At 64.6% G+C, this 23328-nt stretch carries 22 protein-coding genes; 12 read left to right on the top strand and 10 right to left on the bottom strand.

All coding sequences use genetic code 11. The features are described from left to right. Positions 1-2: 2 nt before the first annotated feature. Positions 3-512 carry a flavin reductase gene (locus DBIPINDM_RS16375; protein WP_140767257.1) on the top strand — a complete coding sequence of 170 codons (510 nt, stop codon included), beginning with the start codon at positions 3-5 and terminating at the stop codon, positions 510-512. A gap of 316 nt (positions 513-828) precedes the next feature. Here the strand turns inward: DBIPINDM_RS16375 and hpaR are convergent, their stop codons facing one another. Then, complete coding sequence (gene hpaR, locus DBIPINDM_RS16380) at positions 829-1224, bottom strand: homoprotocatechuate degradation operon regulator HpaR (RefSeq protein ID WP_258588214.1); 396 nt, start codon at positions 1222-1224, stop codon at positions 829-831. A 216-nt stretch (positions 1225-1440) separates the two neighbouring features. On the opposite strand from hpaR, the gene DBIPINDM_RS16385 reads away from it, so the two are divergent. The 5 genes from DBIPINDM_RS16385 to hpaH are packed head-to-tail and all read left to right on the top strand — an operon-like array spanning position 1441 to position 6052. Further along, on the top strand, positions 1441-1827 hold the full coding sequence (locus DBIPINDM_RS16385; RefSeq protein ID WP_258588215.1) for a 5-carboxymethyl-2-hydroxymuconate Delta-isomerase: 387 nt from the start codon (positions 1441-1443) through the stop codon (positions 1825-1827). Positions 1828-1839: 12 nt separating this feature from the next. Beyond that, positions 1840-3357, top strand: a complete 1518-nt coding sequence (gene hpaE, locus DBIPINDM_RS16390) for a 5-carboxymethyl-2-hydroxymuconate semialdehyde dehydrogenase (protein ID WP_258588216.1) — start codon at positions 1840-1842, stop codon at positions 3355-3357. 13 nt (positions 3358-3370) lie between these two features. Continuing rightward, positions 3371-4351, top strand: coding sequence for a 3,4-dihydroxyphenylacetate 2,3-dioxygenase (gene hpaD / locus DBIPINDM_RS16395; protein ID WP_258588217.1), 981 nt, complete (start codon positions 3371-3373; stop codon positions 4349-4351). A gap of 22 nt (positions 4352-4373) precedes the next feature. After that, positions 4374-5249, top strand: a complete 876-nt coding sequence (locus tag DBIPINDM_RS16400; protein WP_258588218.1) for a fumarylacetoacetate hydrolase family protein — start codon at positions 4374-4376, stop codon at positions 5247-5249. Then, on the top strand, positions 5246-6052 hold the full coding sequence (hpaH, locus tag DBIPINDM_RS16405; RefSeq protein WP_258588219.1) for a 2-oxo-hept-4-ene-1,7-dioate hydratase: 807 nt from the start codon (positions 5246-5248) through the stop codon (positions 6050-6052). Before DBIPINDM_RS16400 ends, hpaH begins: the two co-directional genes overlap by 4 nt. A gap of 12 nt (positions 6053-6064) precedes the next feature. On the opposite strand, the gene DBIPINDM_RS16410 is transcribed toward hpaH, so the two are convergent. The 6 genes from DBIPINDM_RS16410 to DBIPINDM_RS16435 are packed head-to-tail and all read right to left on the bottom strand — an operon-like array spanning position 6065 to position 12525. Continuing rightward, the gene (locus DBIPINDM_RS16410) at positions 6065-7084 is read right to left on the bottom strand and encodes a phosphotransferase enzyme family protein (RefSeq protein ID WP_258588220.1); all 1020 of its coding nucleotides are present in this window, start codon (positions 7082-7084) and stop codon (positions 6065-6067) included. Next, complete coding sequence (locus DBIPINDM_RS16415) at positions 7081-8403, bottom strand: aminotransferase class III-fold pyridoxal phosphate-dependent enzyme (RefSeq protein ID WP_258588221.1); 1323 nt, start codon at positions 8401-8403, stop codon at positions 7081-7083. Before DBIPINDM_RS16415 ends, DBIPINDM_RS16410 begins: the two co-directional genes overlap by 4 nt. A gap of 35 nt (positions 8404-8438) precedes the next feature. Further along, entirely contained in the window at positions 8439-9788 is a 1350-nt protein-coding gene (locus DBIPINDM_RS16420) for an aminotransferase class III-fold pyridoxal phosphate-dependent enzyme (RefSeq protein ID WP_258588222.1), read from the bottom strand. A 21-nt stretch (positions 9789-9809) separates the two neighbouring features. Next, on the bottom strand, positions 9810-10466 hold the full coding sequence (locus tag DBIPINDM_RS16425; RefSeq protein WP_258589289.1) for an HAD-IA family hydrolase: 657 nt from the start codon (positions 10464-10466) through the stop codon (positions 9810-9812). Between the two features lie 8 nt (positions 10467-10474). Continuing rightward, entirely contained in the window at positions 10475-11755 is a 1281-nt protein-coding gene (locus DBIPINDM_RS16430) for a Tm-1-like ATP-binding domain-containing protein (protein ID WP_258588223.1), read from the bottom strand. Beyond that, complete coding sequence (locus tag DBIPINDM_RS16435) at positions 11755-12525, bottom strand: IclR family transcriptional regulator (protein ID WP_258588224.1); 771 nt, start codon at positions 12523-12525, stop codon at positions 11755-11757. Before DBIPINDM_RS16435 ends, DBIPINDM_RS16430 begins: the two co-directional genes overlap by 1 nt. Positions 12526-12697: 172 nt before the next feature. Here DBIPINDM_RS16435 and DBIPINDM_RS16440 point away from each other — a divergent pair, with 172 nt between their 5' ends. The 6 genes from DBIPINDM_RS16440 to DBIPINDM_RS16465 all read left to right on the top strand — a co-directional run bounded on the left by DBIPINDM_RS16440 (position 12698) and on the right by DBIPINDM_RS16465 (position 19826). After that, positions 12698-14146, top strand: a complete 1449-nt coding sequence (locus tag DBIPINDM_RS16440; RefSeq protein WP_258588225.1) for an APC family permease — start codon at positions 12698-12700, stop codon at positions 14144-14146. A 70-nt stretch (positions 14147-14216) separates the two neighbouring features. Next, positions 14217-15416: a cytochrome P450 gene (locus tag DBIPINDM_RS16445; protein ID WP_258588226.1), complete on the top strand. Its 1200-nt coding sequence runs from the start codon at positions 14217-14219 to the stop codon at positions 15414-15416. Continuing rightward, positions 15413-16900, top strand: coding sequence for an aldehyde dehydrogenase (locus DBIPINDM_RS16450; protein ID WP_258588227.1), 1488 nt, complete (start codon positions 15413-15415; stop codon positions 16898-16900). The genes DBIPINDM_RS16445 and DBIPINDM_RS16450 overlap by 4 nt, the downstream gene beginning before the upstream one ends. Before the next feature lie 255 nt (positions 16901-17155). Further along, positions 17156-18001, top strand: a complete 846-nt coding sequence (locus DBIPINDM_RS16455) for a MetQ/NlpA family lipoprotein (RefSeq protein WP_258588228.1) — start codon at positions 17156-17158, stop codon at positions 17999-18001. A 90-nt stretch (positions 18002-18091) separates the two neighbouring features. Further along, positions 18092-19189: a methionine ABC transporter ATP-binding protein gene (locus DBIPINDM_RS16460; RefSeq protein WP_258588229.1), complete on the top strand. Its 1098-nt coding sequence runs from the start codon at positions 18092-18094 to the stop codon at positions 19187-19189. Beyond that, positions 19170-19826, top strand: a complete 657-nt coding sequence (locus DBIPINDM_RS16465; protein ID WP_258588230.1) for a methionine ABC transporter permease — start codon at positions 19170-19172, stop codon at positions 19824-19826. The genes DBIPINDM_RS16460 and DBIPINDM_RS16465 overlap by 20 nt, the downstream gene beginning before the upstream one ends. A gap of 252 nt (positions 19827-20078) precedes the next feature. Here DBIPINDM_RS16465 and DBIPINDM_RS16470 read toward each other — a convergent pair whose 3' ends face one another. The 3 genes from DBIPINDM_RS16470 to DBIPINDM_RS16480 form a co-directional block, all read right to left on the bottom strand. Then, positions 20079-20282, bottom strand: a complete 204-nt coding sequence (locus DBIPINDM_RS16470) for a hypothetical protein (RefSeq protein ID WP_258588231.1) — start codon at positions 20280-20282, stop codon at positions 20079-20081. A 58-nt stretch (positions 20283-20340) separates the two neighbouring features. Further along, positions 20341-21456, bottom strand: coding sequence for an aminomethyltransferase family protein (locus DBIPINDM_RS16475; RefSeq protein WP_258588232.1), 1116 nt, complete (start codon positions 21454-21456; stop codon positions 20341-20343). 125 nt (positions 21457-21581) lie between these two features. Continuing rightward, positions 21582-23324 (bottom strand): hydantoinase B/oxoprolinase family protein, encoded by a 1743-nt coding sequence (locus tag DBIPINDM_RS16480; RefSeq protein ID WP_258589290.1) that lies wholly within the window; start codon positions 23322-23324, stop codon positions 21582-21584. Positions 23325-23328 lie beyond the last annotated feature (4 nt).

The following is a 23328-nucleotide window of genomic DNA, read 5'->3' on the forward strand; positions in this document are numbered from 1 at the left end:
CGATGGCCACGCAGATTTCGAAGACCGATTTCCGCGACGCCATGGCAAGGGTCTGCGCACCGGTCAACATCGTCACCACCGATGGCCCGGCGGGGCGCGGCGGCTTCACCGCCACCGCCATGTGCAGCGTTTCCGACGAGCCGCCGACCCTGCTGGTGTGCATGAACGGGCGTTCGACGCAGGCCGCCATGTTCCTCGCCAACCGGCGCTTCTGCGTCAACGTGCTGACGCATGACCACATGCATCTGGCGGGAAAGTTCGCCGGCGCGACACGGGATATGGAAGCGCGCTATTCGGCGGCTCGCTGGCAGACACTGACGTCAGGCACGCCGGCACTGTCGGACGCGATCGTCAATTTCGATTGCGAGATCGAGGACGTGCATGTCGTCGGCACGCACAATGTCATGATCGGCCGCGTCATCGACGTGCGCCACGGCAGCGGCGGCTCGGCGCTGCTCTATGTCGATCGTAATTATACGCAGCCGACACGGCTGGGGAGCTTTGGCGGGTGAGGAGGGGCTGGTGCCTCCGCTTGACAGGTTGGAGCCGAAGCCTCCCCAACTTTGTCATCCACGGGCGGAGCAGGAGCGAAGCTCCGTCGTGGGACCCTGGGATCCATGCTGCGACCCCAATCGAAGGGCGCAGCGGAGCAGAAATTCTGAACCGTGGCGGCGCTTAGGAGTCCCGGCATGGATCCTCGGGTCTGCGCCGCGTCGCTTCGCTCCTTGCTCCGCCCGTGGATGACGAAGTGATGGACGCTGCGGCTAATTTCCAAGGTTGCGACCCCAACAAACCGTTAAAACTTCTGCGGCGACCCGCCGAAAAGCCTCAGCTCTCGCCGTCGATCAGCGTCTCCAGCAAATCGAGCAACTGCTCCAGCCGCTCATGGCCGAACCGCCGCTCGATGTCGTCGTAGATGACGCGGCGCTCGGGCGACAGGGCGTCGATCAAGGCGGAGCCGGCCGGTGCGATGGTCAGGACGACGCGACGGCCGTCGCCTTCCGCCTTGTTGCGGGTGATGAATTTTCGGCCCTCGAGCGCCTTGATGATGCGGGTCAGGCTGGGTGGCAGCACCGAGGCGCGATCGGCAAGCTCGGTCGCCTCGACCGAGCCGGCCTCGCTCAGCACGCGCAGCACGCGCCATTGCTGTTCGGTCACGTCGTGCGCGGCAAGCATGGGGCGAAACCGCGCCATCACCGCTTCGCGGGCATGAAGCAGCGCCATTGGCAGGGAACGACGAGTGTTTTCAGGCAGCAAGAAGCAGCGTCCCCAATCAAGCGGCGGCCAGTGGGATTTTACCCCATTTGGACCGCGCGCCAAAACCCGACTTTTCCATCCCGTATCGTCGCCTCAGGCCGGATGCAAGGCTTGACTTCGGCGATATCGCATGTAATTAACGCGTTAACTACAACAAGGCAATGATCCAGGGAACGAAACGCGGTGCCTCACTTCTCCATCGAGTATTCGGCCAATCTCGATGCCAAGGTCGACATGGGCGAATTGTGCGCGCTGGTGTTGCGCACGGTGCTCGACACCGGGCTGTTCGAGACCGGCGCGGTGCGGGTGCGGGCCTTTCGCGCCGAGGCCTACGCCATTGCCGACAGATTGCCGGAAAACGCCTTTCTCGACATGTCGTTTCGCATCGGGATCGGCCGCAGCGCCGAGGACAAGAAGCGGACCGGCGAGGCCATCTTCGCCGCAGTGAGCGAATACCTGGCCACGCTGTTCGAGACCCCGCATTTCGCTCTGTCGCTGGAGATCAGGGAAATCGATCCGGTGCTGAGCTGGAAGAAGAATGCAATCCACCCGCGGCTGCGCGGCAAGTGACGGAAAGCTGACATGTCCGATCTCGAAGGCAATCTGAAAAAGGCCGAGGCCTATCTGGCCCGCTTCAAGACCGACGGCGTGTTGAACCAGATCGGCGGCGAAGCGCTGCCGGCCGCCGACGGCTCGACTTTCGAGACGCTGTCGCCGGTCGACCTCAAGCCGCTGGCCAAGGTCGCGCGCGGTGGCGCCGCTGACATCGACCGCGCCGCCAAGGCGGCGAAGGCGGCATTCCCGGCCTGGGCCGCCATGCCGGGCGAAGCACGCAAGAAGCTGCTGCACAAAATTGCCGACGCGATCGAGGCGCGTGCCGAGGAGATCGCCTTCGTCGAATGCATGGACACCGGCCAGGCATTGAAATTCATGGCCAAGGCGGCGTTGCGCGGTGCCGAGAATTTCCGCTTCTTCGCCGACCGCGCGCCGGAAGCGCGTGACGGCGAGACGCTGCGGACGACGGGTCAGGTCAACCTCACCACCCGGGTGCCGATCGGCCCGGTCGGCATCATCACGCCGTGGAACACGCCGTTCATGCTGTCGACCTGGAAGATCGCACCGGCGCTGGCGGCAGGCTGCACCGTCGTTCATAAGCCGGCTGAATTCTCGCCGCTGACCGCGCGGCTGCTGGTCGAGATCGCCGAGGAAGCTGGCCTGCCGAAAGGCGTGTGGAATCTGGTCAACGGCCTTGGTGAACATGCCGGCAAGGCGCTGACCGAACATCCCGACATCAAGGCGATCGGCTTTGTCGGCGAGAGCCGCACCGGTTCGATGATCATGAGACAGGGCGCCGACACGCTGAAGCGCGTGCATTTCGAACTCGGCGGCAAGAACCCGGTGATCGTCTTCGCCGATGCCGACCTCGAACGCGCGGCGGATGCGGCGGTGTTCATGATCTACTCGCTCAACGGTGAACGCTGCACCTCGTCGTCGCGGCTGCTGGTGGAAGCCTCGGTGTATGATCGGTTCACCGATCTGGTGGCGGAGAAGGCCAAGCGCATCAAGATCGGTCACCCGCTCGACCCCAAAACCGTGGTCGGGCCGCTGATCCATCCGGTGCATGAGGAAAAAGTGCTGTCCTATATCGAGATCGGCAAATCGGAGGGCGCGGTGGTCGCCGCCGGCGGCGGCAAGTTCGCCGGCCCGGGCGGCGGCTGCTATGTCAGCCCGACGCTGTTCACCGGCGCCACCAACAGGATGCGCATTGCCCAGGAAGAGATTTTCGGGCCGGTGCTAACGGCAATCGCCTTCAAGGACGAGGCGGAAGCGCTGGCGCTGGCCAACGACACGCAATATGGCCTGACCGGCTATCTCTGGACTTCCAACGTGACCCGCGCCTTCCGCTTCACCGATGCGCTGGAGGCCGGCATGATCTGGGTCAATTCGGAGAATGTGCGGCATTTGCCGACACCGTTCGGCGGCGTCAAGAATTCCGGCATCGGCCGCGACGGCGGCGACCATTCCTTCGACTTCTACATGGAGACGAAGAACGTCGCCTTTGCGACGGCGGCGCACGCGATCCAGAAACTCGGCGGCTGACGGAGGAAATCAGATGCCCTTGCCCAAGCCCAACCTCTATCCCGCCTTCAACATCGTGCGCCTCAGCCATGTCGAGCTGGCGGTGACCGACCTTGCCAAATCCCGCGCCTTCTATGTCGACACGCTCGGCCTGCAGGTCACCGACGAGACCTCAGGCGCCATCTATTTGCGCGCCATGGAGGAGCGTGGCCATCACTGCATCGTGCTGCGCAAGGCAACGACGCCGGAAGCGCGCGATCTCGGCTTCAAGGTTTTTTCGGACGAGGATCTCGACAAGGCCGAGCATTTCTTCAAGGGCAAGGGCCTGCCGGTGGAATGGGTCGAGCGGCCTTACCAGTCGCGCACCTTCCGCACGCGCGACCCGCACGGCATTCCGCTCGAATTCTATGCTGAGATGGCAAGGCTGCCGCCGATCCACCAGAAATACGCGCTCTATCGCGGCGTGAAGCCGCTGCGCGTCGACCACTTCAACTGCTTCTCGCCCAATGTCGACGAGTCCGTTGCCTTCTATAACGAGCTCGGGTTCCGCGTGACCGAGTACACCGAGGATGCCTCGAGCGGGAAGCTGTGGGCGGCGTGGACGCACCGCAAGGGCGGCGTCCACGACATCGCCTTCACCAATGGCGTCGGGCCGCGCCTGCACCACGTCGCCTTCTGGGTGCCGACGCCGCTCAACATCATTGACCTGCTCGATTTGATGGCAACGACCGGCTATTTGCCGAACATCGAACGCGGCCCCGGCCGGCACGGCATTTCCAACGCCTTCTTCCTCTATGTCCGGGACCCGGACAACCATCGCATCGAGATCTACTGTTCGGACTACCAGACGGTCGATCCGGACCTCGAGCCGATCAAATGGGACCTCAAGGACCCGCAGCGCCAGACGCTGTGGGGCGCGCCGGCGCCGAAAAGCTGGTTCGAGGAAGGCAGCAGCTTTGCCGGCGCCACCGCCCGCCAGCCTGATCTGACGGCGTCGCCGATCATCGCGCCGTGACAGCCCCTATGAGGAGACGCGGATGACTGGATATGGGCGGCTCGCCACCTTCACGGCCGGCGGCAAGGCGCGCTATGGCTCGGTTACCGACAGGGGCGTCGTCGACCTGTCTGCCCGCCACAGCCAGTGGCCGACATTGCGCGAGGTGATCGAAGCCGGCGCCTTGCGGCGGCTGACGGAAGAGGCCGAGGCCTTTGCCGCCGATTTCCCGCTCCACGCCATCGCCTATGACATCCCGATCCCGTCGCCGGAAAAGATCATCTGCGTCGGCGTCAACTATCCGGACCGCAACGAGGAGTACAAGGACGGCCAGGCAGCGCCTGCCAACCCGTCGCTGTTCATCCGCTTTCCCCGTTCCTTCGTCGGCCATGGTGCTGCACTGGTGCGGCCGCCGGAATCACCACAACTCGACTATGAGGGCGAAATCGTCATCGTCATCGGCAAAGGCGGGCGGCGCATCGCCGAGGCGGATGCGCTCGGCCACATCGCGGCGCTGTCGCTATGCAATGAAGGCACCATCCGCGACTGGGTGCGGCACGCCAAGTTCAACGTCACGCAAGGCAAGAATTTCGACCGCACCGGGTCGATCGGCCCATGGCTGGTGCCGTTCACGGATGAGGCGCAGATCGCCGACATTGCGCTCTCCACCCGCGTCAATGGCGAGATCCGCCAGCAGGAGCGCACCAGCCGGATGATCTTTACCTTCCGCAAGATCATCAACTACATCTCGACCTTCACCACGCTGGTGCCTGGCGATATCATCGTCACCGGCACGCCGACCGGTGCCGGCGCCCGCTTCGATCCGCCGATCTGGCTGAAGCCCGGCGATGTGATCGAGGTCGAGGCCGACGGCATCGGCGTGCTCCGAAACGGCGTGGTCGATGAGGCAACAGCATGACCCCGGAGCAAGTGGAAGACGCGGCCAACCGGCTGTTCGAAGCCGAGCGGTCACGCCGCCAGATCCGGCTGCTCAGCCTCGATTTTCCCGAGGCGACGATGGAGGACGCCTATCGCGTGCAGGCCGCGCTGGTGACGCGCAAGATCGATTCCGGGCTGAAGCCAAAGGGCTGGAAGATCGGGCTGACCTCCAAGGCGATGCAGTATGCGCTGGCCATCGATACGCCGGATTCGGGCGTGCTGTTCGACGACATGTTCTTCAACGACGGCGCGACGGTTCCGGCCGGCCGCTTCATCCAGCCGCGCGTCGAGGCCGAGATCGCCTTCGTCATGAAGGCACCGTTGAAGGGTCCCGGCGTGACCATCTTCGACGTGCTCAACGCCACCGACTACATCACGCCGGCGCTGGAAATCCTCGATACGCGCATCGAGCGCGTCAATGCCGAGACGAAGAAGGCGCGCACCTTATTCGACACCATCTCCGACAATGCCGCCAATGCCGGCATCGTCATCGGCGGCCGGCCGCAGCGGCCTGATGAAGCCGACATGCGCTGGATCGGCGCCATCGTCTCGCGCAATGCCGAGGTCGAGGAGACCGGGCTTGGCGCCGGCGTGCTCAACCATCCGGCCATGGGCATCGCCTGGCTGGCGGACCGGCTCGCGCGCTATGGCATGTCGATCGCGGCCGGCGAAGTGGTGCTGTCGGGATCGTTCGTGCGTCCGGTCGAGGCACGACCGGGCGACACGATCGTCGCCGATTTCGGCAGCTCGGGTAAGGTCAGCATCCATTTCGCCAAGAGCTGACGGTTCGGCAACTCACGCGCCGCGCAGGTAATCCGCCACCACGCTGGCGGCGATGGTCGAAATGCGCATGCCGGCATCCCTGGTAATGTCGCCCTCGACGCGGCTCTGCACCCAGCCGAGGAAGGCAAAGGCGCGCAGCGCTGAAAACAGCGGCAAGGCCGCGACGTCCTGCTGCGTCAACTCGCGCTCCTGCCGGTAGCCGTCAAGCAGCGACGCCTCGATCAGCGGATAGATCGCCTCCTCGCGGTTCTGGTAGAGTGCTACGGCAAGATCGTAGACATGCCAGCCATGGCCGCAATCGTCGAAGTCGATAATCTGGATGCTGTCGCCGTCGAGCAGCACATTCTCGCGCACCAGATCGGCATGGATCAGGCCGAAATTGCGCGCGCTGCGCTCATGCCGCGACAGTGCCTCGACCGCCTTCCTGTGGGCACGGTGGACCAGGTCGCGATTGGCATCGTCGAGAAATGGGCAGGTCTCGAAGCGGCCCCATGTCGGGTTCGGGCCGAAAAAACCGTCGAAATCCCAGGCATGGCGGGCAAAGCCCGGCGGCGGCGCCCAGCCGGCGGCAGCATTGTGCATGCGCGCGATGGTTTGCCCGACTGCCGCGAAGACCTCCCTTGCCCGTTGCGGCGAATAGCCGAGCGGCACGCCGCGCGCACCGACGGCGCGGCCTTCCAGCCAGCTCAGACAATCGACCTGACGCGGCGTGGAAGTGCCTATGCCGACCGGCACGAACAGATCGCCGGCCTGCGTCGGCACCGGAGACGGCGTGGCGACACCGGCGGATTGCAGAAAGCCCATCCATTGCAGTTCCGAGCGGAGCGCGGCATCGGAGTGATAGCCAAGCCGATGGATGCGCAGGGCTGCCGGCCGGCCATCGGCCAAGCGGATGCGGAAGACGGCATTTTCGCGGTATTTCAGCAGTTCCGGTTCACAATCGCGGACACCCCAATGGGCGAGCGCATGCCGGGCAAGCGCGGTGACATCAGCCGCTGTCTCAGGCTCGGATCGCGCGGACACTGCGTTCACGCCGCCACTCCGGCGACTTCACCAAGCACTTCGTCGAGCGTGCCGATCAACAGGTCGGCATTGGCGCGGGAAAACGGCATTGGCGGGCGGATCTTCAGCACATTGCCATGGATGCCGGTCTTGCCCATCAGCACGCCACGGTCGCGCATAGCGTTGATGACGCGCCCGGCGATGTCGGGCGCCGGCTCGCGCGTCTCGCGGTCGCGGACCAGCTCGGCGCCGAAGAACAGGCCGGCGCCTCGGACTTCCCCGATGCAGTCATGCCGGTCGGCCAGCGGCCGCAGCAAATCCAGTGCATAGGCGCCGACATCGCGCGCATTGGCGACAAGGTTTTCATCTTCCAGGACATCAAGAACCGCACTAGCCACGGCGCAGGAAACCGGATTGCCGCCAAAGGTGTTGAAATAGCGGAAGGCGTTACGGAAAGTCGCCAAGATTTCTGTGGTGGTGACGACGGCGGCGACCGGATGGCCATTGCCCATCGGCTTGCCCATGGTGACGATGTCGGGAACGAAGCCGGCGCGCTGATGGCCCCAGAAATAGCTGCCGGTACGGCCGAAGCCCGGCTGCACTTCGTCGGCGATGACCAGCCCTCCAGCGTCGCGCACGGCCGCCACGGCGTCGTCGAAGAAGCCGGCGGGCAGCGTCGGAAACCCTTCATTGGCGAGCAGCGGACACAGGATCATGCCGGACAGGCCGATGCCGTCCTTTGCCAGCGAGGCGATGGCTTCGCGCACGGCGCCGCCGAACGCCTTGCCGTTGGCCATCGCGTCGGGATGGCGATAGCTGTCGGGCGCTGGCACCAGCCTGACATAGGGAGCGCGGCCGCCGACTGGCGGCATGCGGGTTGAGAGCTGCGAAACCGCCGTGGTGTTGCCGTGATAGGTGGCGTCGGTGGCGATGATGCCCATCTGGCCTGAAGTCGCCTGCGCCATCCGCAGTGCGATGTCGTTGGCCTCGCTGCCGGTGCAGGTCAGGATGGCAGTCGACAGGCTGGCATCGAAAGTCGCGGTCAGCCGCTCGACATAATCGAGGATGGCGGTGTGGAGATAGCGCGTGTGGGTGTTGAGCAGGCTTGCCTGCCGGCACAGCGCGTCGACCACATGCGGATGGCAATGGCCGACATGGGCGACATTGTTGTAGGCGTCGAGATATTTGCGGCCGTCGGCATCGTAGAGCCAGACGCCTTCGCCGCGCACCAGATGCACGGGCTCGTCATAGAACAATTGCGATTTCGCGCCGAGCAGGCGGCCACGCCGGCTAATCAGCGCCGCCTCGGCCTGCGTTCCATGCGTCGGACTTTTCTGCGGGTGTGCCATCAGTATATCGAAACTCCGTTGTGTCCGTCGACGTGTCAGACCTTCGACAGTCCTGCGCCGATCGCCTCACCGATCTTGGCGACATCGGCGGCGCTGATGATCAGCGGGGGTGACAGGATGATGTTGTTGCCGGAGACGCGCAGCATGACGCCGGCTTCGTAGGCAGCCTCCGAAACCACGGCCATAGTCTTCTTGTCGGCGGGTTTTTTCGTCGCGCGATCCGAGACCAGCTCGATCGCCGCCATCAGGCCCTTGTAACGGACATCGCCAACGATGGCGTGCTTGGCCTTCAGGCCCTCCAGCACGGCCGCCAGTTCGACACCGCGTGCCGCGGCGTTCTCGTTCAGGCGAAGCCGTTTGGTCTCGGCGAGCGCCGCCAGTCCCGCCGCGCAGCCGACCGGGTGACCGGAGTAGGTATAGCCATGGCCGATGGCGCCAAAACTGGTCTTGTCGGCCTCGAACACGTCGGCGACCTTGCCACCGATCAGCGTCGCGCCGAGCGGGAAATAGCCTGAGGTGATCGCCTTGGCGATGGTCATGAAATCCGGCTTCACACCCGTCAGCCTGGAACCGGACCAAGCTCCGGTGCGGCCAAAGCCGGTGACGACCTCGTCGGCGATCAGCAGGATTTCGTGGCGGTCGCAGATCTCGCGTATCAGCGGCATGAAGCTTTCATGCGGAACGATGACGCCGCCGGCGCCGAGCACCGGCTCCATGATGAAGGCGGCGATGGTGTCGCCGCCCTGGAAGGCGATTTCATCCTCCAGCGCCTTGGCGCACAGTTTCGCCAGCCGCGCCGGATCGGTCTCTTCGAAGGGATTGCGGAAGGTCCAGGGTGCCGGAATGTGGAAGACGCCGGGCAGCAGCGGCTCATAGTTGCGGCGGAAATTGGCGTTGCCGTTGACCGAGGCACCGCCGAAATGGGTGCCGTGATAGCCTTTCTTGAGCGCCAGGAATTTTGTCCGGTCGCCCTGGCCGCGGATCTTCCAGTATTGCCTGGCCAGCCGAAGTGCTGTCTCGACCGAATCCGAGCCCCCCGAGGTGAAGAAGGTTCGCACCATGCCTTCCGGCGCGAACCATTCAGCGAGTTCGTAGGCGAGCTCGATCGACGGTCCGGTCGAGGTGCCGCGGAAGCCGGAATAGTATGGGAGAGCGCCGAGCTGGTCGGCGATCGCTTTCTTGATCGGGTCGCAGCTGTAGCCGAGATTGACGTTCCACAACCCGCCAACGGCGTCGAGCACGGTGTTGCCGCCAATGTCGGTGACCATGACGCCCTCGCCCTTCATGATCACCTTGGGCGGGTTGGCCCGCATCTCGGCCGGATGCGCCATCGGATGCCAGATCGGCTTGGCGTTGGTCTCGGTGAGGAAATTGATGTCGCGCATAACAAGGCTCCGCAAATGGTCTCAGGCAGCTGGGACGAGGTCGAAATGGGCAAGGGCTTCGGCATAGGAAAGCGCTGGCCGGGCAACGTCGAAATGCACCGTGCGCATGCCGGCGGCACGGCCGCCATCGACATTGCGCTTCTGGTCGTCGACGAACACGCAGGCATCGGCAGGCAAGCCGAGTGCTTCGGTGACGAAGGCATAGGCGCGCGGGTCGGGCTTGAGGATGCCGGTGTAGGTGGCGTCGACGATCACGTCGAACAGGCCGAGCAGCGGTAGCCGCCGGCGAAAATCGGCGCCGTAGAACAGGTCGAGTTCGTTGGACAGGATCGCCAGGCGAAACCCCGCGGCATGGACGGCGCGGATGGCGCGGTCGGCTTCGTGCCGCACCACCTTCTCCGGCTCGGCGCCGCGGGCGCGCTGGACAAAAGTCTCCATCGCCTGCCAGTCCTCGCCGACAAGGCGGCCGACCTCACTTGTGCGGGTGCGCCAATAGTCGCGTTCACTGATCTCGTCGGCCTGCATCGAACGCCACAGCGGGTCGCTGTCTGGATCGAACGGCCCACGCCATTGCAGCGTGCCGGACTTCAAGCCGAGCGCCTGTTCGGTCAAGGCATGGGTCTCGAACAGCGTCCTTGTGACGACGCCGCCGAAATCGAGAACCAGCGCCTGGGCCACGGGAGCGCTCACGCGGCCACTCCCTTGGCCGGCATGCCACGCGGGATGATGCCTTCCTCAACCCAGCGATCGAAGATTTCCAGCGCCTTGCCGACAAAATCGTCGCTGTTGATGTGGGCGTCAATCTCGTGGAACTCGACGCTGGGGGAAATCGCCTTGCGCATTTCATCCACGAAGGCGGCAAGGGCTTCGGGTTCATAGAGCGGCTCACCCTCTATGTCCCATTCCTGGATGCCCCGGGACGGCAGGATGAAGGCGGACCGCCCTTTCGATGCGCCGAGCTTGGCGGCGATGGTCCTGGCGACCTCGCGGCGGTCAGCGGCATCGACGGTGATCGAGGCGATCAGCCTGTTATGGGCGTGAAACGGGCGCTCGGAAAATTTAGCCGGCAAATCCTGCCAGGTTGGCAGGTCGACCATGTCGACCGCGCCGGGGGCGGCGATCTGCGGAATGCCGCGGGCGCCGGCATTTTCCAGCCGGTCGTTGCCGGAGCTGACGACAGAGCCGGCCAGATGGTTGGTGATCTCCTGCAGGCTGAAATCGAAGACGGCGCAGAAATGGTCCTGGCCGGCGATCGATTCGAAGGCGCGGCCGCCCATGCCGGTGGTGTGGAAGACGGCGACGTCATAGCCGCGCCGCTCCAGCGCCGGTTTCAGCGTCTTCATGTAGCGCAGGCAGGAGCTGCCGAGCGAAGTCATGCCGATGGTCGGGCCAATCGCCGGTGTCGAGGCGCGGGCTTCCAGCACGATCCTCGCCGCGCCGACGACCGCGCCGCAGGCCTGCGACAGAACCAGCTTGCAGATCGAGTTGAGGCCGTAGAGCCCGCCGGCCCACAGGATCATCATCAGGTCCGGCGCGACGCGTTCCGGCGGGATGAGGTGCGAATAGGCGATGGTGGAGACGACGAATTTCGGCACCCCCAGCGGCAGGGAAAGCGCGACGTCGAGCGCCAGATCGGTGCCCATCGAACCGCCGATGGCGATGAAGGCGTCGATCTCGCCGTTCCGGTGCAGCTTCCGCACCAATTGCACGGCGCCACCGGCCATCAATGTCATGGCCGTGTTCTCGTCGCCGCTGGCGACGATCTCCTCGATCGTCACGTCGACGGCCCGCGCCACGGCATGCTTGTCGTGATCGGGGCTGTAGGGCGGATTGCCGAGAACGCTGACATCCATCATCACGGCGCTGCCGCCCGATGCCTCGATGCACGCTTTCATGAACAGCAGTTCGTCGGCCTTGGTGTCGCCGGTGCCGATAACCAGGATGCGGGGCGCGGTCTGTGCAGACATCAGGCCTGCCTCCTCAGTGTTTGCAAATTGTCGCCATTGAGGCGCATCGAAATCTCCCGTGCCGTGGCCATGACCGCAAGCCCTCGTTGAGCGATGTCGGCCGGCGTCGTCCTGGCCTTCGGCGCCGCCACAGCGATGGTGCCGAATGCAAAGCCGTCCGCCGCCAGGATTGCCGCCGCGACTGATATGACGCCTTCTTCCAGGCCCTGATCGCAGATCGAATAGCCGCGCTCGCGCGCCTCGGCCATGGAGCGCGAGATGGCGGTGGGATCGATCAGCGTATGCGCCGTAAAGGCCTCGAGAGGTCCCGCCAGGCATGCCTTGATGGCCTCATCCCGGGCGAAGGACAGATAGGCAATGCCCGACGCGGTCGAATGCAGGGGCAGAAGCTGGCCGATGTCGATGTTGACGCGGTTCGCCCAGGTGGGATGCTCGACATGGACGGTGACCAGCCTGTCGGTGCCGAATTCCGACAGATGCACGGTCTCGGCCGTGGCGCTTGCCAGATCCCGCACCAGCGGCACGGAGGTCTGCAGGAAGGGAAAGCGGGCCTCGCGGATACGCGCCAGCCGCGACAGGCCGGCGCCGAGCCGGTAGTGCCGCGTGCCGGCGTCCTGCTCGACGAAGCCATGGCTGGTCAGGGCCACCAGCAGCCGCCGCGTCGTCGCCTTGTCGAAGCTAGAGCGGCGCGCCAGTTCGGTCAGCCCGAGTTCGGGCTCGGCCACGGTGAACAGCTCCAGAAGTGAAATCGCCTTGCCGACCGTACCCACATTTGCCTCCCAGCACTGGCCAATCATTTAACGTGTGAATTAACTTGACAGGAAGCCGCTTTGTTTGCAAGTCTATATTCAAAATAAGGGTTCAAATAATGAACCGACATCCAGAGCGTATGGGACAGGCCAGTCGGCCAGCGAACCCGGTATTCGCAAACAGGAGGGACCAATGACAGCAGTTTCGGAACAGGCGCCGGCCAACAGGCTGCGCAAGAACAGTCTTGGCGTCGGCGCCATCGCCTTCATGGTGATTTCGGCGGCAGCCCCGCTCACGGCGGTCGCCGGCGGCACGCCGCTCGGCATGCTGATGGGCAATGGCGCCGGCTTTGCCGGCACCTATCTGATCGTGACGGTGCTGCTGCTGCTGTTCGCGGTCGGCTATGTCGCTATGTCGCGGCATGTCGGCAATGCCGGCGCCTTCTATGCCTATGCCGCGCGCGGGCTCGGCGGTCTCGCCGGCGGCGCTACGGCGCTGATCGCCATCCTGTCCTACAATGCCATGCAGATCGGCGTCATGGGTCTGCTCGGTGCCGCCACCTCCGGGCTGTTTGCCGGCTGGGGCATCAACCTGCCCTGGTGGGTGTGGAGCTTCATCGCCATCGCCATCGTCGCCGTGCTCGGTTACCGCCAGGTCGACCTGTCAGCCAAAATCCTGACGGTGCTGGTGCTCTGCGAATACGCCGTGGTGCTGATCCTCGATTTGACGATCCTCAAGACCGGCGGCGACAGCGGCCTGTCGGCGGCACCGTTCAGCTGGAGCCAGATTACGTCGGGCGCGCCGGCGATCGCCATCCTGTTCTGTTTCGCCGCCTTCATCGGCTTCGAGGCGACGACGATCTACGCCGAGGAAGCCCGTGACCCCAAAGTCACCATTCCGCGCGCCACCTATTTCTCCGTGCTTTTGATCGGCGTCTTCTACATGGTCACCGCATGGCTGATGGCGGTTGGGGCCGGCGTCGACAAATTGCTGCCGGCGCTGCAGGGCCTGCAGGACCCGACGACCTTCCTGTTCGGCCTCTCCGACCGTTATGCCGGCACGCTGCTGACGCATGCGATGAGCATCCTGTTCGTGTCGAGCCTGTTTGCCGGCGTGCTGGCGTTCCACAATGCGGTTGCCCGCTACATCTATGTCTCGGGCCGCGAGAAGCTATTGCCGCAGTCGATCGGGGTCACGCATTCGGCGCACCAGAGCCCGCATGTCGCCTCGGTGATCCAGAGCGTGCTGGCGGCTGTCGTCGTCGGCCTGTTCGCCGTGCTCGGCCTCGATCCGGTGCTGGCGCTGTTCTCCTGGCTGACCAATGTCGCAACGCTCGGCGTCATCGTCATGATGGCTGTCGCCTCGCTCGCGGTGGTAATGTACTTCCGTGCCAATCCCTCGACGCAGGAGAATGCGGTGAAGACCACCATCCTGCCGGGACTGACCTTCATCGCCTTCGTCGTCATCATCTATCTGATCGTCATCAATTTCGGCAGCCTGTCGGGGGCCGGTGGCTTCCTCGGCGTGTTCCTGCCGGGGATGGTGCTGATCGCGGCGGTGATCGGCCTGCTGCTGGCCGGCGCCTTGAGGAGCCGCGACCCTGTCGCCTTCGAAAGCCTCGGCCTGCCGCTGAAGGATTGAGCGAAACACTGGATTGAGAGAGGGGCGGCGTGCCACGCCGCCCTTCTCACCGTGAAGGGGAGTGGCGGCTTTGAGCTTTGCCGAAAACATCACCGTCGAGGCGCTGGAGGCCGACCCCTATCCAATCTATGCCGAGCTCAGGCGCAGCGCGCCGGTCGCCTTCGTGCCCTCGGTCAATCTCTGGTTCGTCACCCGCTGGAAGGATGTCGAACTGGTGGCGAAATCGCCCGACACCTTCTCGGCAATCGTCAGAGCGGGCGTATCGCCCGTAGAGCGGTCCTTCGGCAAGCCGACCATCCTGACCACCGATGGCGAGACGCACAAGCAATTGCGCCAGGGCGTCGACCCGAAATACCGGCCGCGCACGGTCGCCGCCTATGCCGGCGATCTCGTGCGCTCGATCGCCGAACCCTATCTCGACGCGATCGCCGAGCGCGGTTCGGCCGAGCTGATGGCGGACTATTTCGAGCCGGTGTCGACGCTCAGCCTGGCGCGTTCGCTCGGCCTTGCCGACATCGACATGCCGACGCTGCGCCGCTGGTTCTATGGGCTCGCCCAGGGCGCCATCAATTTCGAGAAAGACCCGAAGCGGCAGGAGATCGCCGACGCCATCGGCGCCGAGGTCGGCGCCGCCGTGACGCCGACGCTGGAAAGGCTCGTCCGCGCACCGGATGATTCCGCGCTGTCGCATATGCTGCATGACGGCATGCCGGAAGGGAAAACGCGTCACATCGACTTCCTGATGCCGACCATCAAGGTGATCCTGCTTGGCGGCATGCAGGAGCCGGGCCATGGCGCCGGCTCGATCCTTGTCGGTCTGTTGAGGAATCCCGACCAGTTGCGGCAGGTGCTCGACGATCCCGCGACCTTCGTGCCCAAGGCCGTCGATGAAGGCCTGCGCTGGGTGGCGCCGATCGGCACGCAGACGCGCGAAACGACCCGCGCGGTCGAGATCGGTGGCGCGACGATCCCCGCCGGCGCGCCGGTCGCCGCACTTGTCTCTTCCGCCAGCCGCGATGAGAGCCGCTTTGCCGATCCGGACCGCTTCGACATCAACCGCGACGAAGGCAACCACGCCGCTTTCGGCTTCGGCCATCACTTCTGTTCCGGCCGCTTTTTTGCGCGCGAGCAGATGTGCCTCGCGGTAAGGCTCTTGCTTGAACGATTCCCCGATCTCAGCCTGGTGCCCGGCAAGGAGCCGGTGTTCCGTGGCTGGGAGTTCCGGGCGCCAACCACATTGCATGTTAGTTTCGGAGCCGGTTCCCCATGATCAGTCAAAATGCCATCGACACGCTGCGCAAGGCGGAGATCGGCGCGCGCGGCCTGTTCATCGATGGCGAACAGTCAGCGGGAATAACCGGCGCGACGCTGCCGGTCATTTCGCCGATCGACGGCCGCGCCTTTGCCAGCATTGCCGACGGCAATGGCGCCGATGTCGACCACGCGGTGAAATCGGCACGCAAGGCGTTCGAAAAGGGTTCCTGGTCGCGCGCGGCACCCGCCTTTCGCAAGAAGGTGCTGACCAAGCTCGCCGAACTGGTCGAACAGCATGTCGACGAACTGGCGGTGCTCGGCGTGCGCGACAATGGCACCGAGATCGGCATGGCTTACAAGGCCGAGCCGCTGTCGGCGGCCGGCACCATCCGCTACTACGCCGAGGCGATCGACAAGGTCTATGGCGAGATCGCGCCGACGGCCGAAAACGTGCTGGGGCTGATCCACAAGGAGCCGCTCGGCGTCGTCGGCGTCATCGTGCCGTGGAATTTCCCGCTGATGATCGGCGCCTGGAAAATCGCGCCGGCACTGGCCGCCGGCAATTGCGTGGTGGTCAAGCCGCCGGAGATCGCCTCGCTGACGCTGCTGCGGCTGGCGGAGCTGGCCACTGAGGCCGGCCTGCCCGCCGGCGTGCTCAACGTCGTCACGGGCCGCGGCTCCGTCACCGGCGAGGCGCTCGGCCTGCATATGGATGTCGACGCCATCGCCTTCACCGGTTCGGGACCGGTCGGCCGGCGGCTGCTCGACTATTCCGCCCGCTCCAATCTGAAGCGCGTCTTCCTCGAACTCGGCGGCAAGTCGCCCAACATCGTCTTTGCCGATGCGCCGGACCTGAAGCAGGCCGCGATCGTTTCCGCCAACGGCATCTTCCGCAATTCCGGCCAGGTCTGCGTCGCCGGCTCGCGCCTGCTCGTCCAGACGTCGGTCTATGACCGCTTCATGGAGGAGCTTGTCTCGGCGACCACGCGGCTCAAGGTCGGCGATCCGCTGGATCTCACCAGCGATGTCGGCGCGGTATCGAGCGCGGAACAGCTGGACAAGAATCTCGGCTTCGTCGCCAAGGCCACCGAACAAGGCGCAAGGCTGGTCACCGGTGGCGACCGGATCCTGGCCGAGACCGGCGGCAGCTACATGGCGCCGACGATCTTCGAGAATGTCACGCAGGACATGCAGCTGGCCCGCGAGGAGGTGTTTGGGCCGGTGCTGGGCGTCATGCGCTTCGACACCGAGGAGGACGCGGTGCGGCTTGCCAATTCGACCGTCTACGGGCTCGCCTCGGCGGTGTGGACATCAAACCTCTCCACCGCGCACCGCATGGTGCGCGCCATCAATGCCGGCGTCGTCCACGTCAACACCTATGGCGGCGCCGACATCACCGTGCCGCTCGGCGGCGTCAAGCAGTCCGGCTTCGGCCGCGACAAGTCGCTGCACGCGCTTGAGAAATATCTCGAGCTGAAAACCGCCTGGATCGCGCTTTGAGGACCCATGGCGATATCGGGCTCCCGCCGAATCTGATCCTCCCATCCAAGGTGTACAGGATCGCACCGCGGCCCACCGCTGGTGGGTCCGACGCCGTCTTGTGCTCCATGTCTTGAAATTTTTGAGAGAATATTCCTGGCATCGGCAGCAAAGGCGAAACACGTTCTTTGATAAAATCGATAGAATTTCTGACGATGTGACCAAGCCTAGGCAATCCGCCTTGCTGCTATGACTTCACAACCGCAGAGATCAATCATGTCGAACACTTTACCATCTTCCCTTTGGTCAACCATCAACCGGCGCGGCGGCCTTGCTCTGCTGTTCGCATCGGCCGTCGCGGTCGGCAGCCTGATGGCGCCGCATGCGTCCTTCGCCGAGGACAAGAAGGCGATCAAGGTCGGCATCATCAGCGGCGAGGACGAGGATGTCTGGCGTGTCGTGGTCGCTCAAGCCGCCGAAAAGGGCCTGGCTGTCGAGACTGTGGTGTTCAACGACTACACCCAGCCCAACGAGGCGCTGGAGCGCGGCGAGATCGACGCCAACGCCTTCCAGCATCAGCCCTATCTCGACAACCAGATCAAGACTCAAGGGTATCACATCGTGCGCGTCGGCTATACCGGCGTCTGGCCGATCGGCCTCTACTCCAAGAAGTACAAAGCGGTCGCCGACCTGCCCCAGGGCGCGGTCATCGGCGTGCCGAACGACCCCTCCAATGAAGGCCGGGCGCTGCGCGTGCTGCAGAATGAGGGCGTGATCAAGCTGAAAGACGGCACCGGCATTCTGGCCACCACCGCCGACATCGCCGAGAACCCCAAGAAGGTCGAGATCAAGGAGCTTGACGCCGGCATCGTCGGCCGCTCGGTCGAGGATCTCGACGCCGCCGTGGTCAACACCGACTGGGCGCTGAAAAGCGGCCTGACGCCGGACAACCGCATCGCGCAGGAGCCGATCGCCGACAACCCGTACCGCAACTTCATCGCCGTGAAGGTCGGCAATGAGAACGAGGCCTGGGTGAAGACGCTGGTGGCTTCCTACCAGAACGATGCGGTGAAAGCCGAGTTCGACAAGGTCTACAAGGGCACCGGCCTCAGCGCCTATTGATCCGCCGGACGTCCAGTTCGAGAGCAAGTGCGGTCCGCGCCTGAGCGCGGGCCGCAATTGCGTTTTCGGATGGCGAGAACAGGAACACGCATGGACCAGCATATCACGGCATCCGGGGAGATCGCCGATCCGACCCACGCCCGACCCGAAGCGTCGCAGGATGTGGTGCGCCTTGTCGAGCTGAAACGCCGCTTTGGTGCCACGCCGGCGATCGACGGCATCTCGCTGACGGTGCGCAAGGGCGAGATTCTCGGCATTATCGGCCGCAGCGGCGCCGGCAAATCGACGCTGATCCGCTGCCTGAACGGGCTGGAGCGACCGGATTCCGGCGAAGTGTTCATCGAAGGCCGCGAGATCAGCCGGCTCGGCGAGCGCGACCTGCAGCCGCTGCGGCGGCGCATCGGCATGATCTTCCAGCATTTCAACCTGCTGTCGGCCAAGACCGTCGAGGACAATGTCGCGCTGCCTCTGAAGATCGAGGGCTGTCCGAAGGCCGAGCGGCTGAAGCGGGCGGCTGAACTGCTCGACCTCGTCGGCCTGTCGGAGAAAGCCAAGGCCTATCCGGCATCGTTGTCGGGCGGCCAGAAGCAGCGCGTCGGCATCGCCCGCGCGCTGGCCGCGCGACCGGCGCTGCTTCTGTCGGACGAAGCGACATCGGCGCTCGACCCGGAGACGACGCGCTCCATTCTTGCCTTGCTGAAAGACATCAACCGGCAGCTTGGCCTGACCATCTTGCTGATCACCCATGAGATGGAAGTGATCCGCTCGATCGCCGACCGCGTGGCGGTGATCGATGCCGGGCGCATCGTCGAGCAAGGGCCGGTCTGGTCGGTGTTCGCCGACCCGCGGTCGGAGATCACAAGAAGCCTGCTTGGCGCCATTCGACCGCAGCTGCCGGCCGAACTGTCAGCAAGGCTGCAGCCGGCTTCCGGCGCCGAGACGATCCTGCGCATCGATGTCGCCGGCGAAGCCGCAAGCGGCCCGCTGCTGTCCGACCTTGCCACGGCTGTTCCGGGCGCCTTCCGTCTCGTCCATGGCGGCATCGACCATATCCAGCAGCAGCCCGTCGGCACGCTGTTCCTGTCCGTCCCCGGCAGCGATGCAAGTCATCTCGCCGAAGTGATCACATTCCTGAAGGCCCGCCAGGCGCGGGTGGAGGTGCTTGGCCATGTCGCCAATCCTGTTTGAGCTTCTGCTGCGTTCGATCTGGGAGACAATGCTGATGACGGCCGCCTCCGGCCTGATCTCGCTGGTCTTCGGCCTGCCGCTTGGGCTGGCCTTGATATCAACCGAACGCGGCGGCATCGCGGAAAGCCTGTGGGTGAACCGCGTGCTCGGCGCCATCATCAACGGCTTCCGCTCGGTGCCGTTCATCATCCTGCTGGTGGCGCTGATCCCACTGACGCGGCTGATCGTCGGTACCTCGATCGGCACCTGGGCGGCCATCGTGCCGCTGTCGATCGCCGCCACGCCCTACTACGCGCGCATCGCCGAAGTGTCGCTGCGCGAAGTCGACCATGGCCTGATCGAGGCGGCACGCGCCATGGGCGGCAACCGCTGGACCATCATCCGCGAGGTGCTGGTGCCGGAAGCCCTGCCCGGCATCGTCGCCGGCTTCACGGTGACACTGGTGACGCTGATCGGCGCCTCGGCCATGGCCGGTGCGATCGGTGCCGGCGGCCTCGGCGACCTCGCCATCCGCTATGGCTACCAGCGATTTGAGACGTCGGTGATGGTCGCCGTGGTCATCGTGCTGATCATCCTGGTTTGTGGCATACAGTGGGTGGGTGACCGGCTGGTCGCGCGGCTGGATCGGCGGGGGTGAGCCGGCTGAATATTCAGGTCGGCCGGGATCTTCTCATGAAACAATCTTACCGTTTGCGCCGCCCCTCACTGTCCTGCCGGACATCTCTCCCCGTAGAACGGGGAGAGAGAGGCTGCCCCTGACGCCGGCACCCTTCTTGGAACGCTGATGATTGGCGAAGTCGGCGACGGAGCGTCCCTCTCCCCGTCACTATGGGGAGAGGGACGCCGGCAGGCAGGTGAGGGGCAGCGCCGGCGGCTGGCCAAAGTGACGCTATTTCCTGCGGATTTCTTCTTTAATGAGCGAGCGTCGCTCATCCCCGGACAGCCCCTGCAGCACACTATGGTTGAGCACCTTCGCCATGCGGGGCGATAGCTTCAGACCTTCGACGGCACTAATTTTCTCGCCATGCGCTCTCGTCAGCACAAAATGACCCGTCTTGGCTGAACGGCCGATTCTTGAATTAGGAGCCTTCATTCGCAAATCATATCATGGACCTGGAAGGGAACCCAAAACGATTTCCCGGAAAGCCAAGCTAGCCCCGCAACCTCGCCCCCTCCGGATCGAAGAACGGCATCGGTGCCACCACGGCGCGGGTCGGTTTGCCGTCTATCTCGATGCTGAGTTCTGTGCCTATCGCCGTGAACGGCAGCCGCAGATGCGCGGTCGCCAGCACCTTGCCGAGGGAATAGCCGTGGTCGCTGTAAGTGACGATACCGGCATCCTCGCCATCGGCCAGCACACGCGCATCCGTTGCCGCTGGTTTGTCGCCGTCGAGGATCAGGCCGGTCCAGCGTTCATCGATGCCCTTGTCGCGGATCTTGAGCAAGGCTTCGCGGCCGACGAAATCGCCCTTGTCGAACTTGATCCAGCGGTCGAGACCGACATGGAACGGCGTGCGGGTCTCGTCCATGTCAATGCCATGCGCCGGATAGGCTTTTTCCAGGCCGAGCGTGAACATCGCCAGCACGCCATAGGGCTTCAGGCCGAAGTCCTTGCCGGCCCGCATCAGTACTTCCCAGACCGAGGCTGCCTCGTCGGCCGGCACGAAGAGTTCGAAGCCGAGCTCGCCGGTCACGCCTGTGCGCGAAATCAGGACCCGCGTGCCGTTGATATGGCCTGAGGTGAACGCCCAGCGCTTCAGACCATCGAGGTCGGCATCCCTGATCATCGCCTTCAGCAGGTCGCGCGAGCGCGGACCCTGGATGGTCGGGAAGGCAACGGCGGCGGTGATGTCGGTGACATAGGCTTTTCGCCCTCCGGCATGGTGCTGCAGCCAGGGCAGCATCTTCAGGCGATTGACCGAGCCTGTCACCAGCATGAAATGCTCCGATCCCAGGCGGAACACGGTGAGGTCATCCATGATGCCGCCATCCTCGCGGCAAATGGTGGAGTAGCGGACCTGGCCCGGCTTCATCGCGGCGGCATCGTTGACGATGACATGGTTGACCAGCGCCTCGGCGTCCGGGCCCTTAATGTCCATCTTGCCCATGGTGCTGAGGTCCTGCACGCCGACATTCTTGCGGGTGTTCAGGTGCTCGTCGGCGATGCCGGAATAGTACTTGGCCGAGATGAAATCGCCGCCGACCCGACCCATGGTCGCGCCGAGCCCGACGATGCTGCTGTAAAAGGGGGAACGCCGCTCAGCCAAGAAGGTCTCCATCGCTTGCCGACGGAAAAATACGAGCTTTTGCATCGCCGGCGGAGACGGAAACGACATGCCTTGCGCCGATCACGGCGGATCGAACGATCCGCGCCGTCGCGACCGTTTCTGTGTCAGCCGGCGCGTCTCTTGTCCGTCGCCGTCTGATCAACTGCAAGCTGGCCTGCCGACAGGACAACGCCAAACTTTTCGCTGGCTTCCGCTGAGGAGTAGTATCCCAGCGCCACATCGCGCAGCACCAGATCGGCATCGCGCTCGCGCGGATCACCATAACCGCCGCCGCCGGGCGTGCCGACGCGCACGCGATCGCCGGCCTTCAACGGAATGTCCTGCTCCTTGGACAGATGCGGCGGCACGTGTTCCTCGCCGTTGCGGAACACGGTCACCGTGTTGACCGCGCCGTCCTTGCCGCCAAGGGCGCCTTGCGGGCCGAAACGACCGTGATCCATCACGAAGGAGGCGCGCGCGTCGCCGCGCAGAATCTCGACCTCATAAGCGAGGCCGAAGCCGCCGCGATGCTTGCCGGCGCCGCCCGAGCCTTCGCGCAACGCATAGTGGCGGTAGAGCACCGGAAACGCCTGCTCCATGATCTCGACGGGCGGCGACTTGGAGATGCCGATGGTCGAGCAGCCATTGGTCAGCCCGTCATGGCCCGAATTGCCGCCATAGCCGCCGCCGGAGATCTGGTACATGACGTAGTCGCGGCCGCGCGCGGGATCGTTGCCGCCGAGCGCGAAATTGCCGCTGGAGCCGGCGGGGGCCGCCGTCACCTTGTCGGGCAGCGCCTGCACCATGGCCGCGAACACCGCTTCGGCGATGCGCTGTGAGACTTCGGCGGCGCAGCCCGACACCGGACGCGGATATTTGGCATCGAGGAACGTGCCCTCCGGCCGCTTCACGATCAGCGGCTCGAAAGCGCCGGCACTGATCGGCACATCCGGAAAGATGTGGCGCATGGCGAGGTAGACCGACGACAAGGTCGTTGCCAGCACGCTGTTCATCGGTCCGGCGCAGGGCTTCGACGAGCCGGTAAAATCGAAGGTCAGTGTATCGCCCTGCTTCTCCACCGCGAGCGCGATCGTTAGCGGCTCGTTGACCACGCCGTCGGAATCGACAAACGCCTTCGAATGGTAGGTGCCATCGGGAATGGCCGCGATGTTGGCGCGCATCTGCTCGGCGGCGCGGCGGCGCAGCTCGGCGATTGCCTCGACAACCGTTTCATCTCCGTAACGATCCAGGATTCCATTGAGCCGGTCCTGCCCAATCAGCAACGCCGCGGCCTGCGCCCGGATGTCGCCGATGCGCTGGTCGGCGACGCGAATGTTCGAGCAGATGATGGCGTAGATCTCGGGATCGAGCACGCCCTTCTTGAACAGTTTTACGGGCGGCAGCCGCAGGCCTTCCTGTTCGACAGCGGTTGCCGAGGCGGAAAAGCCGCCCGGCACCGAGCCGCCAATGTCGGGCCAATGACCGGTATTCGACAGCCAGCAGAAGATCTTTCCGCCTCGATAGACCGGCATGGCGAAGCGCACATCCATCAGATGGGTGCCGCCGAGATAGGGGTCGTTGACGATGTAGATGTCGCCCGGTTCCGGGGCCAGGCAACGGCCGCCGGCGATCATCTCGATCACCGTCCTGGTCGAATACTGCATGACGCCGACGAACACCGGCAGGCCCTGGCTGCCTTGCGCGATCAGCGAACCGTCGACAGCCGAATAGATGCCGTCGGAGCGGTCATTGGCCTCGGCGATCACCGGCGAGAAGGCGGCGCGCGAAAAGGTCAGGTCCATCTCGTCGCAGACCTGCTGCAGCGCCGCCTGGAGGACCGAAAGGGTGATGGCGTCGAGCTTTGCCATATTA

The sequence above is a fragment of the Mesorhizobium sp. AR02 genome (assembly GCF_024746835.1).
Lineage (GTDB): Bacteria > Pseudomonadota > Alphaproteobacteria > Rhizobiales > Rhizobiaceae > Mesorhizobium.

Coding starts and splice junctions, on each gene's coding strand:
- DBIPINDM_RS16480 (WP_258589290.1), bottom strand. CDS start 23,324: ATGGCAAAGCTCGACGCCATCACCCTTTCGGTCCTCCAGGCGGCGCTG.
- DBIPINDM_RS16455 (WP_258588228.1), top strand. CDS start 17,156: ATGTCGAACACTTTACCATCTTCCCTTTGGTCAACCATCAACCGGCGC.
- DBIPINDM_RS16420 (WP_258588222.1), bottom strand. CDS start 9,788: ATGCGCGACATCAATTTCCTCACCGAGACCAACGCCAAGCCGATCTGG.
- DBIPINDM_RS16460 (WP_258588229.1), top strand. CDS start 18,092: ATGGACCAGCATATCACGGCATCCGGGGAGATCGCCGATCCGACCCAC.
- DBIPINDM_RS16470 (WP_258588231.1), bottom strand. CDS start 20,282: ATGAAGGCTCCTAATTCAAGAATCGGCCGTTCAGCCAAGACGGGTCAT.
- DBIPINDM_RS16400 (WP_258588218.1), top strand. CDS start 4,374: ATGACTGGATATGGGCGGCTCGCCACCTTCACGGCCGGCGGCAAGGCG.
- DBIPINDM_RS16415 (WP_258588221.1), bottom strand. CDS start 8,403: ATGGCACACCCGCAGAAAAGTCCGACGCATGGAACGCAGGCCGAGGCG.
- DBIPINDM_RS16375 (WP_140767257.1), top strand. CDS start 3: ATGGCCACGCAGATTTCGAAGACCGATTTCCGCGACGCCATGGCAAGG.
- hpaD (WP_258588217.1), top strand. CDS start 3,371: ATGCCCTTGCCCAAGCCCAACCTCTATCCCGCCTTCAACATCGTGCGC.
- hpaH (WP_258588219.1), top strand. CDS start 5,246: ATGACCCCGGAGCAAGTGGAAGACGCGGCCAACCGGCTGTTCGAAGCC.
- hpaR (WP_258588214.1), bottom strand. CDS start 1,224: ATGGCGCTGCTTCATGCCCGCGAAGCGGTGATGGCGCGGTTTCGCCCC.
- DBIPINDM_RS16430 (WP_258588223.1), bottom strand. CDS start 11,755: ATGTCTGCACAGACCGCGCCCCGCATCCTGGTTATCGGCACCGGCGAC.
- hpaE (WP_258588216.1), top strand. CDS start 1,840: ATGTCCGATCTCGAAGGCAATCTGAAAAAGGCCGAGGCCTATCTGGCC.
- DBIPINDM_RS16440 (WP_258588225.1), top strand. CDS start 12,698: ATGACAGCAGTTTCGGAACAGGCGCCGGCCAACAGGCTGCGCAAGAAC.
- DBIPINDM_RS16465 (WP_258588230.1), top strand. CDS start 19,170: ATGTCGCCAATCCTGTTTGAGCTTCTGCTGCGTTCGATCTGGGAGACA.
- DBIPINDM_RS16450 (WP_258588227.1), top strand. CDS start 15,413: ATGATCAGTCAAAATGCCATCGACACGCTGCGCAAGGCGGAGATCGGC.